General features: G+C 66.6%; 14 protein-coding genes and 1 pseudogene. 3 read left to right on the forward strand and 12 right to left on the reverse strand.

Features of this window, described 5'->3' with window-relative positions; translation table 11 throughout:
- Positions 1 to 118: 118 nt before the first annotated feature.
- The 3 genes and pseudogenes from QNO09_RS08790 to QNO09_RS08800 all read left to right on the forward strand — a co-directional run bounded on the left by QNO09_RS08790 (position 119) and on the right by QNO09_RS08800 (position 6,636).
- Positions 119 to 566 (forward strand): annotated as a pseudogene (locus tag QNO09_RS08790) (RrF2 family transcriptional regulator).
- 242 nt (positions 567 to 808) lie between these two features.
- Entirely contained in the window at positions 809 to 2,170 is a 1,362-nt protein-coding gene (gene glnA2, locus QNO09_RS08795) for a gamma-glutamylpolyamine synthetase GlnA2 (RefSeq protein ID WP_033312643.1), read from the forward strand.
- 2,213 nt (positions 2,171 to 4,383) lie between these two features.
- Complete coding sequence (locus QNO09_RS08800; RefSeq protein ID WP_283969517.1) at positions 4,384 to 6,636, forward strand: hypothetical protein; 2,253 nt, start codon at positions 4,384 to 4,386, stop codon at positions 6,634 to 6,636.
- 49 nt (positions 6,637 to 6,685) lie between these two features.
- Here the strand turns inward: QNO09_RS08800 and QNO09_RS08805 are convergent, their stop codons facing one another.
- From QNO09_RS08805 to QNO09_RS08860, 12 genes are all read right to left on the reverse strand, one after another.
- Positions 6,686 to 7,927 (reverse strand): tyrosine-type recombinase/integrase, encoded by a 1,242-nt coding sequence (locus QNO09_RS08805; RefSeq protein WP_283969518.1) that lies wholly within the window; start codon positions 7,925 to 7,927, stop codon positions 6,686 to 6,688.
- A 75-nt stretch (positions 7,928 to 8,002) separates the two neighbouring features.
- Positions 8,003 to 8,242, reverse strand: coding sequence for a helix-turn-helix transcriptional regulator (locus QNO09_RS08810; protein ID WP_283969519.1), 240 nt, complete (start codon positions 8,240 to 8,242; stop codon positions 8,003 to 8,005).
- Positions 8,243 to 8,683: 441 nt separating this feature from the next.
- The gene (locus tag QNO09_RS08815; RefSeq protein ID WP_283969822.1) at positions 8,684 to 10,162 is read right to left on the reverse strand and encodes an AICE element replication initiation protein; all 1,479 of its coding nucleotides are present in this window, start codon (positions 10,160 to 10,162) and stop codon (positions 8,684 to 8,686) included.
- 2 nt (positions 10,163 to 10,164) lie between these two features.
- Positions 10,165 to 11,052: a bifunctional DNA primase/polymerase gene (locus QNO09_RS08820; RefSeq protein WP_502962268.1), complete on the reverse strand. Its 888-nt coding sequence runs from the start codon at positions 11,050 to 11,052 to the stop codon at positions 10,165 to 10,167.
- 90 nt (positions 11,053 to 11,142) lie between these two features.
- Positions 11,143 to 11,568, reverse strand: a complete 426-nt coding sequence (locus QNO09_RS08825; RefSeq protein ID WP_283969520.1) for an NUDIX domain-containing protein — start codon at positions 11,566 to 11,568, stop codon at positions 11,143 to 11,145.
- Positions 11,569 to 11,600: 32 nt separating this feature from the next.
- A complete protein-coding gene (locus QNO09_RS08830) occupies positions 11,601 to 12,065 on the reverse strand; it encodes a hypothetical protein (RefSeq protein ID WP_283969521.1) in 465 nt (154 codons plus the stop codon).
- A gap of 204 nt (positions 12,066 to 12,269) precedes the next feature.
- The gene (locus QNO09_RS08835; protein WP_283969522.1) at positions 12,270 to 14,387 is read right to left on the reverse strand and encodes an ATP-binding protein; all 2,118 of its coding nucleotides are present in this window, start codon (positions 14,385 to 14,387) and stop codon (positions 12,270 to 12,272) included.
- 112 nt (positions 14,388 to 14,499) lie between these two features.
- Positions 14,500 to 15,057 (reverse strand): hypothetical protein, encoded by a 558-nt coding sequence (locus QNO09_RS08840; RefSeq protein WP_283969523.1) that lies wholly within the window; start codon positions 15,055 to 15,057, stop codon positions 14,500 to 14,502.
- A 32-nt stretch (positions 15,058 to 15,089) separates the two neighbouring features.
- On the reverse strand, positions 15,090 to 15,470 hold the full coding sequence (locus QNO09_RS08845) for an RRQRL motif-containing zinc-binding protein (RefSeq protein ID WP_283969524.1): 381 nt from the start codon (positions 15,468 to 15,470) through the stop codon (positions 15,090 to 15,092).
- A complete protein-coding gene (locus tag QNO09_RS08850; protein WP_502962274.1) occupies positions 15,470 to 16,543 on the reverse strand; it encodes a conjugal transfer protein in 1,074 nt (357 codons plus the stop codon). Before QNO09_RS08850 ends, QNO09_RS08845 begins: the two co-directional genes overlap by 1 nt.
- Positions 16,544 to 16,599: 56 nt before the next feature.
- Entirely contained in the window at positions 16,600 to 17,046 is a 447-nt protein-coding gene (locus QNO09_RS08855; RefSeq protein WP_283969526.1) for a Pycsar system effector family protein, read from the reverse strand.
- On the reverse strand, positions 17,043 to 17,312 hold the full coding sequence (locus tag QNO09_RS08860; protein WP_283969527.1) for a DUF6284 family protein: 270 nt from the start codon (positions 17,310 to 17,312) through the stop codon (positions 17,043 to 17,045). The genes QNO09_RS08855 and QNO09_RS08860 overlap by 4 nt, the downstream gene beginning before the upstream one ends.
- Between the last annotated feature and the right edge of the window lie 7 nt (positions 17,313 to 17,319).

Below are 17,319 nucleotides of genomic sequence, written 5' to 3' on the forward strand. Positions count from 1 at the left end.
CCCACCGCTGGGACGACCGCCCCAAGCAACGCCCATGAGCGCCCGCCTATCTGCGCAACCTCTAAGCTGCCCGCCTGCCCGCCTGCCCGCCTGCCCGCCTGCCCGCCTGCCTGCCCGCATGCGGCTGCTGCGCTCCACCGACCTGGCCCTGCGGGTCCTGATGCGGCTCGCCGTCGCGGGCCGGTCCAGCCCGACGACCCGGGAGGTCGCGGACGGTATGGAGGTGCCCTACACCCATCTCGCGAAGGTCGTCGCCGAGCTCCAGCGCATGGGTCTGCTCGCGGCCCGCCGTGGCCGCGGCGGCGGCCTCACCCTCACAGAGCGGGGTCGTACGGCCTCGGTCGGAGCGGTCGTCCGCGCCTTCGAGGGCAGCGGCGACGTCGTCGACTGCGAGGGCACCACCCCCTGCCCCCTCCACTCCACCTGTCGGCTGCGCACCGCCCTGCGCGGGCCCAGGAGGCGTTCTTCGCCTCGCTGGACCCGGTCACGGTGGAGGACATCGTGGCGGGCCGACCGGGACTCTGCTGCTGGGCGTCTCGCGGGGCGCCGATCCCCGCGGGGCCTAGGCTGCACATCGAGTGGACGCGCGATGAGAGGAACCGGCCGTTACGGATGTCGGCGCGAGCAGGCACTATGGGCGGAAGAGCAGTTCACCTGCCGTAGGCGAGGCGTTCGACCCCGGGTCGGCCGGGCGATCATGGTCCGCAACGCGTTCGAAATGGTGGTGTGGTGGGATGCTCAGGTGCCCGACCGCCTCCCGTGGTACGGAAGACAGGCGGCCTGACCAGCAAGGATGGGGAAGCGGAAGATGGACAAGCAGCAGGAGTTCGTGCTCCGGACGTTGGAGGAGCGCGACATCCGGTTCGTACGCCTGTGGTTCACCGACGTGCTGGGCTTCCTCAAGTCCGTCGCCGTGGCCCCGGCCGAACTGGAACAGGCCTTCGACGAGGGCATCGGCTTCGACGGCTCCGCGATCGAGGGCTTCGCCCGGGTCTACGAGTCCGACATGATCGCCAAGCCGGACCCGTCGACCTTCCAGATCCTGCCCTGGCGCGCGGAGGCCCCGGGCACGGCCCGCATGTTCTGCGACATCCTCATGCCGGACGGCTCCCCGTCCTTCGCCGACCCGCGCTACGTGCTCAAGCGGGCCCTCGCCCGCACCTCCGACCTGGGCTTCACGTTCTACACCCACCCGGAGATCGAGTTCTTCCTGCTGAAGGACCGGCCGCTGGACGGCAGCCGCCCGACGCCCGCCGACAACTCCGGCTACTTCGACCACACCCCCACCAACGTCGGCATGGACTTCCGCCGCCAGGCGATCACCATGCTGGAGTCGATGGGCATCTCCGTGGAGTTCTCCCACCACGAGGGCGCGCCGGGCCAGCAGGAGATCGACCTGCGCTACGCCGACGCGCTCTCCACCGCCGACAACGTCATGACATTCCGCCTCGTCATGAAGCAGGTGGCACTGGAGCAGGGCGTACATGCCACGTTCATGCCGAAGCCGTTCTCCGAGCACCCCGGCAGCGGCATGCACACGCACCTGTCGCTCTTCGAGGGCGACCGCAACGCGTTCTACGAGTCGGGCTCGGAGTACCAGCTCTCCAAGGTCGGCCGCTCCTTCATCGCGGGCCTGCTGCGGCACGCGGCGGAGATCTCCGCGGTCACCAACCAGTGGGTCAACTCCTACAAGCGCATCTGGGGCGGCGCGGAGCGCACGGCGGGCGCGGGCGGCGAGGCCCCTTCGTACATCTGCTGGGGCCACAACAACCGCTCGGCGCTCGTCCGCGTCCCGATGTACAAGCCCGGCAAGACCGGCTCGGCACGCGTGGAGGTCCGCTCCCTCGACTCCGGTGCGAACCCGTACCTGGCCTACGCCCTGCTGCTGGCCGCCGGCCTCAAGGGCATCGAGGAGGGCTACGAACTCCCGCCGGGCGCCGAGGACGACGTCTGGGCCCTCTCCGACGCGGAGCGCCGCGCGATGGGCATCGAGCCGCTCCCCCAGAACCTGGGCGAAGCCCTGACCCTGATGGAACGCAGCGACCTGGTCGCCGAGACCCTCGGCGAGCACGTCTTCGACTTCTTCCTGCGCAACAAGCGCCAGGAGTGGGAGGAGTACCGCTCGGAGGTCACGGCGTTCGAGCTGCGGAAGAACCTTCCGGCGCTGTGATCTGCGCTGATGTGGGTCGTATTTGATGGCCCATACGCACTGGAAGAACGAGTCGATCGTCAATCGTTCCGTTGGGGCCGTCCCTGGGCCGTCAGACGATGACCTCGTCCCCAGCGCAGTGCCGGCCCTTGCGGCCGGCTAAGGGGCGAAGAGCGCGCAGCGCTGCTGACTGGCGCAACGAAGGGAAGGAAGGCAGCCGAAGGGTTCAGCCAGAGTTGAGTGAGAGCCCGGAGCGGGCGACTGCCGCCTAGAGCGCGGCCCCCCTGTTGAGGGAGCTAGCTGTGGGTCTAGGGGCCGACAAGTCTCCTCGGCGAGCGGTGAACCTTCGGCTGACTACCTGCACGCCTCTGCGCGACGTGGCACAGTATGACTGCACCATGAAGAGAGCCCAGATCGCAGACGAACCCTCGGAGAGCGTTTGTGCCAGCAGCACCGAGCATGCGCCTTTTAGTAGTAGCTGGCGTGCTGTTGCTCGCTACTTTTTCATGTCTCCCAGCTCGCGCTGAGGCGGCGACAGATTCGGAAACAGTTTTCTGTCTTTCTGCTGCCAACCGTAAGAACCTGGTAGAGGCCGGCGCTGCGCTTCGGGTTTTGTCCGCAGGTAGTACACCTGGCGCCCTGACCACTAAGCGCCGGAAGTTTTCCGGCACCACCGCAATTGAGTCGTGGCGGAGCGAAGCTCCTAAAGACTTCGACCAGGCTTGCAAATCCCTAGTTGCATCGACGGCCCTTTCTCAGGGAAACAGCCCCAAGGAAGAGTCGAAGCTTGGCTTCATGTCCTGGCTGCTTCCAATTATCATTGGTGCCCTTTTGACTATGTTCGCTACCGAAATGCAAGGGGCAAGAGCACGAAAACTTGCGGCTGCAGAACAAATACGGATAGCGGCGGCAGACTTCCGGGACGCATTGAATCAATACGTGACGTCTTGGCTCGAATCCTCACCAGGAGGCAAGCCCAGCACTGGCCAGGTCGACCAGCGCCGCTTGCAACTGATTGTCACTCTACGCAAGGCCAGCCTCCGCGGCAATTGGCCCTTCGTGGGCCGTCTTATCAGTCACCTGGAAGAGCCTCGGTACGGTAGGGAGATCGATGAGGGATGGACGGGACCGCTAAGCAGTAAGCAGGCGAAGGCTGAAGAAATGAGAAGACACTTGGGTTGCCTGGAAGCGGACGCCGAGCTAGTAGCTTCCACAATTGCTTCAATGACTCCTCTATGGATGCACCCCTCTCGAAAAAATTCTCCTTCATCTTCTTCTGTAAGTCCACGATAGACAGCGATTTCCCCTGGTCACGGAGACCCTGTGCTAAATCCATTTACCCTTCCCGATCGCTCACGAGCGGATGGTCGGCCACTTTGCCCATGGGAGACGGCGGAGCATGCGGAGCTTTATGTTCCGGTTGATCATAGCCAGCAAGCCTTCGCCGCTTACAGAGACGCGTTGCGAGCCGATTGCGACTTCACAAAGAGCGGAAAACTGGTCCTGATCACGGGACCGCAGGGCTCTGGTAAGACATCACTCGTACATCGATGCGCTTGGGAGACTCGGGAGTACCTTGCCTCGTTGCAATCGCCACTCAAGGTTGAGATTCTCGATCTTACCTCGGATGGGCTTGTAGGTTCGGACACGCAAGCTCGCGCTAGACACGTCTGTCGACGTGTGCATGACGAGCTGCATCTTCGGCAGACTTTTCAAACGGACAGGCATTATGAAGAAATCGAAAAGAGAAGCGAAGAGCCAGCCCAGTTCTACCCGTACTTGTCGAGATTGCTACTAGCTGAGCAGCTTTTGATTCTTGTCCTATTGCCATCGTCGGAGCTAGTCGAGGAGGTGCGTAACTACGGAGGCTACACGCAAAGAATGTTGGGTTTCTTTTGTGAATCGTCGTACGAGTCGGTCGCTGGAATCGAAACGAATCCAGCTGCTAAGCCGCTCATTCACCTTACGCTTGACGTGCTGCTAGAGAGCGACGGTTGGGATTTTGTTAGCGCCCGACTTGCGCGCATAGCGTCGCAGAATTCGGGTTGCCCGACAACCGATGAGACTACAATCCGTCAGTTCATGCAGGCGCGCATAAGGGGGCGAGGGCAGACAACGATTAGGGAACTCCAGATGACTTGCGAAAGTGTATTCGAGGCGGCCCTCTCCTCCCAAAGTGATCGCATTAATTACTCGGACTTCACTCAATATTACGCAGAGAAAGCGCTCTTGTCATGACGTCTCAAGGCGGACAAGCCTCAGCACGTTGGGGCAAGAATCCTTTTCCTGTTTCTGCTGTCGCCCGCTTCTCTCCTCTCAATGGAGAATCATTCAGCATTCAGACGCCTGCTATGGCGCAGGCGCTAGCGTACGTCGATCAGTACCTAGCGGAGGAGTCGGGTGAGAGCGGGCAGGCGGACAAGCGGCGGACGCGACCTGTCAATGGCAATGTAATTGCGGTAGTCGGCGAGTATGGAACAGGGAAGACTCACCTGTCTATCGAGCTGCTGCGTCGTATCCAGAGCAACGACGACGATGCGCTCCACGTCTTTTATGTGGACGCGCCCGCCGACAACTTTCTGGCGCTTTATCGCGATCGATTCTTCGGACAGCTAGATCGTCGGGATGTCCTCCAGAGAGTCGCCGAGTATTATGCGGATGTGGTGGCGGAGGAACTCGACGAGTCCCCGCTCACGGAAAATGTAGCTAGGCTGCTTGTCGACCGTCAGGCGTCACCGCACGAGATTGTTCAGCGGTTCGGCCTGCGAGAGTCTACATTCCAGCAGCGTCTGCAGGAGCGACTCCGAAGTATCACAGAACACGAAGAATTCGGTACGGCTCTTGGCCTCTTTATGCGGCCAGAATTTGAAGCGGCTGTATGGGAGTGGTTGGCCGGGCATCCGGCAGATCCAGTGTTGCAGGAGCGGGGAATCCATCGGACTATCGATGACGATATCTCTGCACTTGAAGCAATTGGTGTTTTTGCCTTTCTGTACGGCCGGCAGCATCATCGATTCGTTCTCATCGTTGATGAGTTCGAAAAGGTCATGTCCCGCGAGACGCGCAGTGCTACTGATGGGCCGGCGGTACTAGCGTTCAAGAAGTTGCTGGAAGTTTTCAGCCAATCACGATCTCTTCTTGTTCTTAGTGGACTTCCTGACTTTATGGAGGTCCTACCCACCGACGCTAGACAGAGGATTGCCTCAATCGTGCGTCCTACGGCTTTGTCGTTTGACGATGCATGCCAATACGTTAATAACGCGCTAGGTCGAGGGTCCGAGGATCTCGCGCCGTTTAGCGACGACTCGATCTCATATCTGGTCGAGTTGGCTGGCGGCAACGCGCGTAAGGTTATTCGTCTCTGTTATCACGCCTACGAAGCTAGTGCCAGATCAGGTGCTGATGTTACCCGCGCTATGGTGCGCGAGGTTGCGCGGCAACAGTTTGAGGTTTCCACGCCTGACGATGTGCTGTCTGACGTTGCTCGCATCCTTGATTCGAACGGACTGATCTTCGAGCGCTCTAAGAGGATGTCGAAGAAGCCGTCGTTTGTCGCTGATTACTGGCTACCGGTCGGCAGTGAGGGCGCTGGGTGTGCAATCAAAATCACCCAGTCGGTGTTGCACGCCCCAGAGGCTGAACGGCTAGCTCAGGCTGCTGAAGCGTTCCAAAAGGGTCGAGGAAATGTAGCTACGGTCCTGATCGTCAACGGCTACTTGGCTGAGCCCCTAGCTAACCAAGTGAACTCGTCGTTTTCGCGCGTCATGACGTACTCTCCGATGCGCTTTTCAGAGGACTTCTCCGCGGCCATCAGTTCCTTCGTTAATCGGCTCGAGTCCGCGTCGAACGAGGATCGCCTCGGTCTGGTCGAATCGAAGCTTGACCAACTGTTGCGACAGACGCAATCCGTCCGTCGTGCTGTCGACGCTGTGCAGCAAGATTCAATTTCGCCAGATAGCGTTGAATTGGCTGTCGAGGGAGGAATTCGTCGGGCTTTCGGACAGGTCGCGGGGCGTCCTGATCCTATCGCATCCTCGTGGCGTCTCTCTGCTGCGACCGCTGAGGTTTTCCGCAAGGCCTTGAATGAAGCAAGCTCTCTAGAGGATTCAGTGCAGGCGGATCTACGGCAGACTTTCCTGCGATCAAAACACTCCTCGACCAGAAAAAATGTGGCGGCGTCATTGCCGCGAACCCTGGCGGCTGGAGCACTAGTGTCGATCATCGAAGGATTTCGCGACGCTGTTGTTGACAGCACTCGGAATACAAGACCTGAAACAGGTGATCGTGACCATGCGTTGAGTGACGCATGTATGATGTACGATCGATACTTCGAGGAGCTCCTCTCCACAGTGAGAATGAACAATGAGTCGTCGCCGGTGATTGACACATCGCCACGCGGAGAGCCTTTCTGGGTCCGCTTGGAGGGGCTCAAGAACCTGGCGATGGAGGTTTGGCAAGCTGAACGTCGCCAGGACCTCCTGGATTAAAGGTTGCAGTTTGCGGGTGCTGTCGTACGACCGGCAGCACCCGGCTGTCTCAGCGTACTTCGATGATGCGTGAGTACAAGCTGTCCACGGCCTTACGTGCCCGCGCATCGATACTCGGCATAAGATGGGTGTAAACGCGAAGCGTAAACCCTGGATCACTGTGTCCGAGATAGTGGCTCAGCGCCTTGATGTTCTCGCCAGCGTCTAGCAAAACAGAGGCGTAGAAGTGCCTTAAGGCGTGCATTCCGTGTTCGCGGGCAGCCTGGTGTCGTTCACCAGGATTCGGCTGTCGGATCACACCGGCCGCGACAAGAGCAGGCTTCCATGCGCGGTCGTTGAAGTCGGTACGACGAACCGGGCCCCCGCCGTCGAGGCGCGTAAACAGCAGCCGCTTCGTGACAGGCGGACCGTCCACCCGGAGCCACGGCAAGGTGATCTCTACCGGGGGGAAGGCCTCCATATGCTGCTTGAGGACGTGCGCGATGCGGTCCGGCAAGGGAACGTCGCGGATCTTGGCCCGCTTCGGCGGCGCGAACACGAGACCGTCTTTCGTCACCTTCACCTGGTTCGCGATATGCAGCCACCCGGAGTCGAATCCGATTGCATCGAAGGGCAACCCGAAGATCTCCCCTTGCCTGAGCCCGCATCCGCCTCCGAGGTCCACCATCGCGCGGTATCGCTCCGGCAGCGCCGCTCGTACAGCGAAGACGCGCTCTGCGCTCCACGGCACAACGCGGCCACTTCCCGCAGCAGGCGGACGCACCGATTGCGCGTGGCACGGGTTCTTCGACAGGTGACCGTCGTCCACGGCCGCGTTGAGGACCGTCGACACGTTGTTGTAGATCACGCGCCGGTACGACGACGCAGGGACAGCCCGTTCCAGCGCGCTGAGCCAATCCCGGATGTGTTCCGGCTTGAACGAGCCGAGCGGCCGCGGACCCAGGTAGGGGATGGCGTGACCGCGAATCGCAGACTCCACCGACTCGCGCGTGGTCATGTCGGTGGTCTGCGTGTTCAGCCACTTCTCGGCGTACTGCCGGAACGTCACGCGGCTCGCGGCCGGGTCCACGTACTGCCCCCGAGACATGTCCGCCTCGATGTGGGCGAGCCACTGATCGGCCAGTCGCTTTTGTCCGTCAGGGAATGACTTGCTCTTCTCGGTTCCGTCCGGGCCGATGTAGCGGGCGCGGTAGCGCATCCCGGTGCCGTAGCGGTCCGTGCGCACGCGGCGGGGCTTGCCGGCTGCGTCGGGTTCGGTCTTGTACCACCGGTCTTGGATGTGGCCTGCCATCAGGCAGTGGTCCTCTCGACATACGGCAGGGAGAGCCGCCCGAGCGGCTCTCCCTGCCGTGTGGTGGGTGTTCGGTTAGGCGGCGGCGGTTTCGGCGTGCTTTCGCTGGTCGACGTAGGCCCGTACGTCGGCGGGGTCGTAGCGAAGGTGCTTGCCGATACGGAAACCGCGCGGGCCGGTGCGCTTCTTGCGCCACTGGTAGACGGTCTCTAGGGGCACCTCGAACATCTCGGCGATGTCGTCAGGGGTGAGATACCGGTCCGGGAGGCCACCTCGGAGAGTGGCGCGAGGGTCGGAATCTGTCGGCTTTGCCATGGGGACTCCAAGGGGGAGGGCGTGGCCGCGTCTGTCCGAGGTGCGGATTTCTGCGTCACCCGCGTCATCTGCGTCATTCGCGCCTCTGACCTGCGGTTTCGAGGTGACGCAGGACCTGGGGGGTGCGTCACTGGTGACGCAGACCTTCGTCATCGGGTGACGCAGGTGACGCGGGATGACGCAGAAATGGGCCGTCTGCGTCACCCCTCTTTCAGCAGGTCAGCGCCCGTTTCGGGGGTGTGGGTGACGCAGGTGACGCAGGGTCTTCCTACTTCGGACAAGAGAGGGGGTGTTGTCTGTTGTGGTGCGCGCTCGCAGAGTGAAGAACGGGCCGCTTCGCGGCGCGACCATCGCAAGGCGGCGCTGCCGCCGAACAGCAAGAGGAGCACGCCGGGCCGGGTGCTCCTCTTGGCTTGTACGGGCGGTCGTGGTGCCGCGCGGTCAGAAAGCCGCTTTCTGCTCGTGCGGGGGCGGTGCGGCGGACGGCCGCGCGATCTCGATGTAGCGGGACGTCTTGGTGCGCCCCCAGTCGATGAGGACGCCCCGGGCCGCGAGGGTGGGCTGAAGACGCTTGAGGCGGTCGGAGAGGACCTTGCCGGTGGTCGGCCACCCTTTAGGCAGGGGACGGAAGTCCTCGCCCGCGTAGAGGCCTGTGAGGCAGTGCAGCCACTCGGCCGATGTCATCCGCTGCTCGGTGCCGGGGTCGATGCCGGCGGCGTGCTTGAGCACGGTCTGCGCCAGCAAGTCACCCTCGATGACGTCGTCGTTGAGGTCGTCCAGGCTGGCCCGGTAGGCGGCGAGCGCCCCTAGACCGGTGGCCGCGTCGAGCTGTGCACACAGGTGCGCGAAGTCGGCCATGCGCAGGTCCGTCGGGATGTCCGCCTCCGCTGCGCGCACCTGCACGGTGAGGTCCAGGAGCGAGCCGAGGATGACCGGCAGCACCTCTGCGAAGTCGGACCACAATTCCGCCTCAGTGCGCCGGACGCGGGGGCGTTCCAGCCGCAGAGGCAACAGCCGTTCGGCGAGGTCGGGCCGGATGACTCCGACATCGATGCCGGTCAGCAGCAGCGGGCGCCGGTAGCCGATGCGGAAGACGTCCCCGTCGGTGAACAGGGCGCGCTTGACGTTCTCGGCACCGGTGACGATGCAGCACATCGCGTCGGACAGCTCCGGGGTCATGTGGGAGAGGTTGTCCAAGGCAGTGACCCAACCGGCCGCCACTGCCGTGATCAGGTTCTCCTCATCCTTCGGGGCCCGGCGCAGGTCACCGGTCATGCCCTCGATGATCCGCACGAGCATCCGCCCACCGGTGGACTTGCCCGCACCCTGCGGACCGGTGAGGAACGGCGCGGGGACGGGGACTGTCGGCCCCAGGCAGCCGATGAGCCAGGCGATGGCCAGGCACTCGGTCTCCGCGGTGGCGAAGTTGCACAGCCGCATCAGCCGATCGATGCCCTTGCCGTTGGTGTCCTTGGCGGGCAGGGGCAGTTCCCCGGTGAGCTGGGTGCGGCGCCAGCAGACCTCACGCGGGTCGGGGGTGCAGATGTCCCAGCCGGTGGGGTGGATGCGTACGGACTGCCCGTCGTCGCGGCCCAGGTCCAGCCACGTCGCCCCGTCGAACCCGGGGGCCACGCGGATGTGCACGGGCTGCACGTCCTCGGTCAGCGCGAGTGCCTCGATCAAGTCCAGCGCCTCTTTCATGGCGGTTCCGTTGAAGACGCCGCGTCCGTCGCGGAAGAGACCGACCATGAGTTCCTGCCTGTGACTTCCCGTGGTGCCTTGGGAGCGGATCGGGCGGGCCACGGGGTGGCCGTTGCGCTGCGCGTATACGGTGCCGTCGGCGGTGCGGAAGTACCGGAAGTGGGATTGCGCATAGTCGGTGATGACTTCGCGGGCGGGGTTCTTGTCGTCGTCGGACATGGTCACAGCCCCAACGTGGTGCGCGCGTTGGTCCACGCGTCCGTGCAGTGGCGCAGGGTCTCGCCCTTGGCCTGCGCGGCGGTGAACAGGCGGGCGACGTGGGTGTCGGTGAGGCAGCCGCACCGGCCGTGCGTGGACAGCACGGCCAGGAACGTCCCGTACACGGTCGCGTGGATCGCACTTCGGGCAGCGGTGATGCGCTGCTCCGCCATGGCGATGCCGCGTTCCAGGAAGACGGGTGTGCGGTGCGGGCACTGCCCGCCGCCGGCCCGTGCGGGCAGGGAGTCGGAACGGGGCGCCGGGCGGACGGCGGGCGGTTCCTTCACGACCAGTGTACGGACGGCGTCGGGCAGGTCGGTCATGGTGCCTACGCCGGGCCCGAGATAGCGGGCGTACGCCATGGTCGACTTGATGTCGACGCCGGGGCGGACCGCGTTGTGCGACGTCATGGCGCCCCGGTAGATCCAGTGCTCACCGCGCGTCGTCGACACGGTCCGCGTGGCGGGCAGGGTGGCGCGGGCCCATGCGATGGCGCTCGCGTCGTCCAAGTCCACCACGGCCAGCCCGGCGGCGCCGGGGTGGTAGGCCACGCAGACGGCCCGCTGCCAAGCGGCCGTCCAGGCCGGGGAGGTGAGGACGGCCGGGTCGGTGGTGGCGGCGGCCCACGCGTGGCAGACGCCGGGGCAGCGGCAGGGGCCCGCGCTCTTCATGTTCGGCCGGCCGCCGCACGCGTTGCCCGCGCAGGTGCGGCAGTTGCCGAACGGCGCCTTGCCCGCGCGCAGGGGCAGCACCGGCATACCGACAGCGGCCAGCGTCAGCGCGGTCCGCTGGGGGCCGGTCAGCGCGCTCATGCTGCCGCGCCCTCGCCGGATCAGGGTCGGTTGCGTCATGCTGGGAGACCTCCACAGGTCAAGTGGTTGGCAGGTGGACAAGGGCGGCCCCGCGACTTTGGCGAGACGAGGGGGCCGCCCTTGGCGTAGCTAGAAGGGGCTGTTCTGCCGATAACGCGCGGTGGTGACGATGTCGGTGTGGTCGAACGCGAGGCCTCGGGCGTTTTCGAGCGGGATCCAGCGGACTGCGGCGGCGTCGTCTCCGGCCTGCGCGGTGGTGTTGTCGGGGACGGTCACCAGGTAGGCGGCGGTGACGTACCGGCCGCGCGGGTCCCGGTCGGGGGCGTCGTAGATGCCGATGAGGGTCAGGTCCCACGGGTCGACGTGGACGCCGGTCTCTTCCAGCAGTTCGCGCGCGGCGGCGGCGCGGGAGGTCTCGCCGGGGTCGACGTGTCCGCCCGGGAGGGCAAGGCGTCCCTTGTGCGGCGGCCATCCCCGCTCGATCAGCAGGACGGCACCGCCCCGGATGCACACCACGTCGGCGGTGTAGCGGATGGTCTCGATGGTCTCGGTCATGTGTTCAGCTCTCGTTTCGTGGTCGGGCCGGTTCAGCCGTGGAAGTGGTTGCGCTTGAACGTGGCCTTGCGGATGTTCACGGTGGTGCCGTCCTGGTGGCCGCTCGCGCTGAAGATCTGCACGGCGATCCATCCGCCGAAGATGACGGCGGCCAGAATGATCAGTTGCGTGATGAATGCGGTGAGCGCGGCGATGAACGAGGTGAGCAGGATCAGCCCGCCGCACACCGCGAGGAACCCGACGCCTCCGAGGGCGACGTTCACCGCGGCGCGGGAGACGGCCGGCTTGGCGGCGACCGGCTCGGGGTGGACGGGGTTGATGGCGTAGCCGGTGACGACGCGGCCGTCGGGCAGGACGATGCTCGCCACCGCCGGAACACTGCCCGGCTGCACCGGCACGACCGGTGCCGGGAAGGTGACGGCGGGCGGGAGTGGGGTCGGCTGGTGCACCTCTATGGCCCGTTCATCGGGCGGCTGGTGGGTGTGGTCGGGGTACATGCGGAATCCCTTCCGGTACTTGCTCAGGGAGGCGGGGACACCCCCTGCCGGGGGCGTTGTGGAGGGGTGTTTCGGGGGTCTGACCTGCGCGCCTCCCTGCCTCCCTGGGCGATCATTTGCGCAGCTCAGGTAGGGGGAGGCGAGTCAGGGAGGCGGTTAGGGAGTTCTCCCTGCCTCCCCGGCCCGTTGGAGCTCGGCTCCCTGTCATCCGTCGGCGGAAGCGGAACCTTCCGTGTCGCGGTTGGTGAGGGCGCGGGCGACGCGGTCGCGGCCGACGACCATGCGGCCCTCGGACTTGTACGGCTCGGCGCCGACGTCCTCCAGCACGCGCTTGAGGTCGCCGGGTGTCCACCGGCCGTAGGCGTCCTCGCTGAGCGCGGACAGCCGCTTGAGGACGTCGGCGGTCAGGACGCGGGAGGCGTTGCCGAGGACAGAGGCGATGTCGGCGAGGGGGTCTCGCTCCTCGCCCCGCTCGATGACGTGCAGGGTGGTGACCCCGTCGCGCAGGGCCTGGGCCCGCTCGGCGATCTCGGTTGCGTCGTCGGTGCTGATGTAGTGCGTGCGCACCGTGATGGACGCCTGCCCGGCCGGGATGTCGATGCCATCGGAGGCGACGACCAGGGTTCCCTTGTCCAGGCCTTGGCGCAGCAGGTGCGGGGCGGCGCCACCGTCGACGGCCTTGTCCCCCAGCGCCATGCGGGCCTGCGACTCGGTGCCCAGGGCGAGGGAGGCGCGGGTGTGGGCGCCCTCGCGGACCAGCTTGGGAAGGTTCTGGTCGGTGGGGTCCTGCGTGCCCTGCCACAGCAGCACGTTGACCGCCCGGCCCTGGTTGTGGACCTTCCGGCAGGCCATGAAGTACCGGGACTCGTTCCTGGACCCGCCGTAGGGGCGCTTCTGGTCGTCCTTGGCGGGGCACATGAACGCCACCTGCGCCTCATCCACCACCAGGACCAGTGGCGGGAAGGCGGTGCCGGGCGGGGCCTGGAGGCGGCGGTTCATCTCCTCCACCCCGTCCTCGACCATTTCGGTCGCCTCGATCACGTGCTCATCGGTCGGCCCCTGGATCAGCACCGTGGCGAGCCCGTCGAACATGGCCCAGTCGCCCACGCCCTTGAGGTCGGCGATGCGGAACTCGGCCGTGCGGTCGAAGGCGAGCCACAGCGCGAGCGCTCGCAGCGCGGCCGTCTTGCCCTGGTTGGACAGGCCCGTGACCAGCAGCATCCGCTGATAGAGGCTCAGCAGGGCTGCATCCCCGCGCAGGTCCTGGCCCCAGGGGGCGCGGCCCTTGGCGTAGTCGGCGGTCAGCGACTCGTCGACGACCAGCGGCGACGGGCCGATCGGCTCGTCCAGCGCCCCGGAATCGGCGATCCACAACCGCACCGTGCGGGCCGCTTGAGGGATGGTGATGAACACCTCGTGCTCATGCCGGGTCAGGTTCTCGGCAAGCTTCCGGCGCTTGTTCTGCACCTCCACGGTGGACACCCCAGAGGGCAGGGTCACGTCGACTTCCACGCCGCATCCGGCGATGCGGATGGGTCCGAGCATGGATGCGCCGGCGTCGCCCATCTCCTTGATGGCGTTGCGCAGGGCGGGTACGCCGAGGTCGCGCAGGGCCTTGACCACGATGGACGGTGTGATCGGCTCCCCCTCACCGTTGCGGACGTTGTCGGGCAGTGCCCAGTTCGGGGCGGCCTGCTGCTTGTGGCCGACCGACCACAGGGCGAGCAGGGCGAACAGCGGGCCGAGGGTGACGGTGTAGGGCCAGACGACCTGAACGATGGTGATGAGCAGGCCGATGAATTCGATCACTGCAGTCAGCGGCGTGATGACGTCGGTGACGTCCTTGGTGTTGAGGGCCATCACGATGCCGAGGGCGACCAGGGTGCCGATGCTCATCCCGGTGCCGATGGCGGCGCCCTTGGCCACGTCGACGGGCGAGGTGAGCAGGTCCATGCGGCGGCGGTGCCGGGCGTCGCGGAAGCGCTGCAAGCGCTCCTCCCACTCCTCGGCCAGCTCGTGGTTGCCGGCGGCTTCGGCGGCGCGAATCATGCGTTCGTAGCGGGAGCCGGTGCGGCCGTCCCAGGTGCGGCGGGCCACGATCCGGCCGCCGTTGAACGTGTACATCCCGTGGCGGGCCACCGCGCGGACGGTGGCCGTGGTGCGCTCGTCGGTGGCGATGCGCTTGACGGCCCGCCCGGAGCGCACCCACAGCGGCACCGGGGCCGGGGCAGGCTGGTCGGGCACCACGGTGAGGGTGGTCACGGAGGCGTCCTGAGCGGGGGGTTCGGGGGTCTTGTGGAGGCGTACGACGTTGTCGGACATGCTGAGGGTTCTCCTGACTGCCCCGAGCAGGGGCGGGAGTTGAGGGAGGCGTCGGGGGTGGCCTGGTCCTGGCAGACAAGGGGCCACCCCCGGGCAGCAGTGCAGGGGTGTGTCAGGCGGCGCGGGCGCCGGGAACGAGCTGTTCGGCGAGGTACTCGCGGCTGTGTGCCTCGTTCTCGTCCAGCTCCACCAGCCGCTCGTGTTCGCGGGCCTGGCGGCGGGACTGGCGCTCGATGCCGAGCCCGTCGCGGGTGTTGCGCACGATCCGTTCCAGCACGCCCTTGCGGCTGAACTGCATGGCGTGCACCAGCTCGTGCACGAGCGTCACGGCGAAGTCCGCTGGCGTGGGGTGCTTGTTGGCGTCGATCAGGATCAGCGTCGAGCCGTCCGGACGCGGGATGGCCGTTGCCTGCACCTCGCGGGCGGTCCGCTTGGCGCCTTGCGCGGCGCGCTTGAGGGCGCGGCGGTCGGCGGCGCCGGCCAGGGCGATGTCAGCGGCGACGATCAGTTCGGCCATGCCGCGCTCGTTGGTCAGGATGACTTCCACGTCCGGCATGCGGCCGGGCACGGAGCGGTTCACGAGTTTGACGGCCTGCTCGGTCAACCGCTTCGCGGTGCGCAGGGTGGAGCCGTAGCCGGGCAGCTTGTGCGTGCTCACGGATGTCTTCACGACAGATCTCCGTCTCAGGAAATGACCGCAGCTCAGGCGGCACACTCGTCAGGGAAGGCGCAGGTCACGCACATGCCGAGCGACGTGGGAATGACGTAGCCCGCGTCCCGTCGGCAGCCGGGGCAGGTGCGGCGGGCGAGCATCGCCAGCGCCAGAGCCCCCCACTTCCGCGACGTCATCGGCCGCACCGGCTTGGCCAGGTCGACGCGGTAGAGGTAGGCGACGCGGGCGGCGCCGGACCTGCGGGACGCCCGCATGACCTGCGCCGCTATCGGCTGACCCCCGGGCCGTAAGCCCAGGGCCCGTAACTGCCGCCGCGTGGCCAACCCGTTGGGGGCGTAGCGCCACGGGTAGGTCGGGACGCCGTAGCGGGCGCCGGCGGGGTCGAAGCACTTGCCGAACGCGGCGGACATCAGGCCGCCGCCTCAGCGTCACCGCCGCTGGCGCGTTCGGCGAGGAGCGTGTCGCGCAGCATGCGGGCGTTGGCCGGTGAGGTGTGGAGCGCGCGGCGGATGCCCTCGGCAGTCACCTTCGCGTCCGGCCAATCGGCCGTCGCCTCACGGGCTTCGGCGAGCAACTCATCCGGGGTGCGCTTGGGTCGGGGTGATCGGGCCACCTCGGGGAGTCGACCGGTCGCCCGACGACGCGGCGGGATTGATTCCGCCGCTACCGCCCGCACCGGCTTGGCGGCCACAGGCTCGATCGGGGCGGGGATCGCGGGCACCGGCTTGAGCGGAGGAATCGACTTGCCCAGGTCGACCGCGACCGGATCCGGCACACTCAGCCGGGTCAGCGTCACCACCGGATCCGGAGTCGATTCCCGCAGCTCAGCCGTAGACCGTTTCATGGCGGCCTCGGAGGATTCCTCCACATTCGCGGAGTGCGCGGGATCCAGGGCGGGCGTGGTGGTGGCGCCGCCGAACATCGAGGCGAGCGCGGCATCCGCACCGGCGGTCACCCGATCCCGCTGCACATCGAGCAGCCTCGATCCGAGCGCCGTGTCGCCGACGCCGACCTTGCGGGCCAGCCGCCACGACTTACGCTCCGACCACGTCCTGACTCGACTGCTCGGGTGCTGGGTGGCGCGGGCGCGGTGGTAGGCGAGCGCCTGGACCAGGTCGGCGGTGCGGCGCTCGTTCTCCGCGTCGCGGCCGTCGGTGTGGACGACGATCCGCCGGGCGAGGAACGCCATGCCCTCAGCCGAGACGGACATGCCCATCGGGGTCAGGGCGTAGATGACGGTGCGGCCCGGATCGGGGGCGGCCATGGCGCCCATGACGGCGGCGGCGGCCGGCAGCGCCCACAGCCCGACCCGCACGATGCGCGGGGAGGACTGCCCCAGCATGGTCAGCCCCAACAGGACCAGGGCGAGCACGGCCGTGGCGCCCTCACCGGCGGCGAGCGCTCCCAGTGCGGTGCCCTTGCCGTAGGCGTGGCCGATGTTGCTGTACGTGCCGATCCCGCCGAACACGCCCGTGGCGAGCATCGGCACGAACGCGGCCGTCAGCACCCCGATCTGAACGTGGGTCAGCTTGGTGGGGTTCACCGGGCACCCCCCACGGTGAGCAGGGCGGCGAGGATGAGCAGCGCCCCACCGGCGAGGGTGAGGTCGACCGCGCGGCGCAGGACCGTGAACTTGGCGACCGCGAGTCGGGACAGGCCGGCGATGTCGGCGGCCAGGTCGGTCGCGACGGCGTCGGTGATCTCCTCGGCGGTGAGCGTGGCCCACAGCGGGAAACCGTGCCGGCCGCGAAGGTTCGGCCGGGTGGAGCGCAGCAGCAGCCCGGCCGCCGCGACCAGCAGCGCGATGCCGGTCCCGCCCACGAGGTAGGAGGGCAGGTTCAGCGGCAGGTCCCGGGCGACCGTCCAGGCACCGGCCAGCACGGCGCCGACGAACGCCAGCAGGAGACCGGTCTTGGTGTCGGTCCGCGTGATCTCCGCCTTCACCTCAGCGTGCGCGGCGGTCAGGCTCCGTGTGGTGGCGCTCATGCCGCACCCCCGGGCAGGGCAGCGCTGGCGGTGCGGTTGGCCAGGGCCACGCGGGCCGCCAGGGCCCGGCGGCGGGCCCGGCGAAGGCGCTGGTGGTCCAGCTCGGTCGGGATGCGGTCCAGGGTGATGATCTGCGCGTCCAGCAGGTCAACGTCCGCCAGGATGACGGGGATCTCCTGCTCGATCGCGTCCAGCTCGGCGTCCGTCGGCTCAATCCAGTCGGCGAACGCGGTAACAGCGTCCTGAACAGTAACGATGTGGCTCATTGGGTCG

The organism is Streptomyces sp. 378 (assembly GCF_030124145.1).
Lineage (GTDB): Bacteria > Actinomycetota > Actinomycetes > Streptomycetales > Streptomycetaceae > Streptomyces.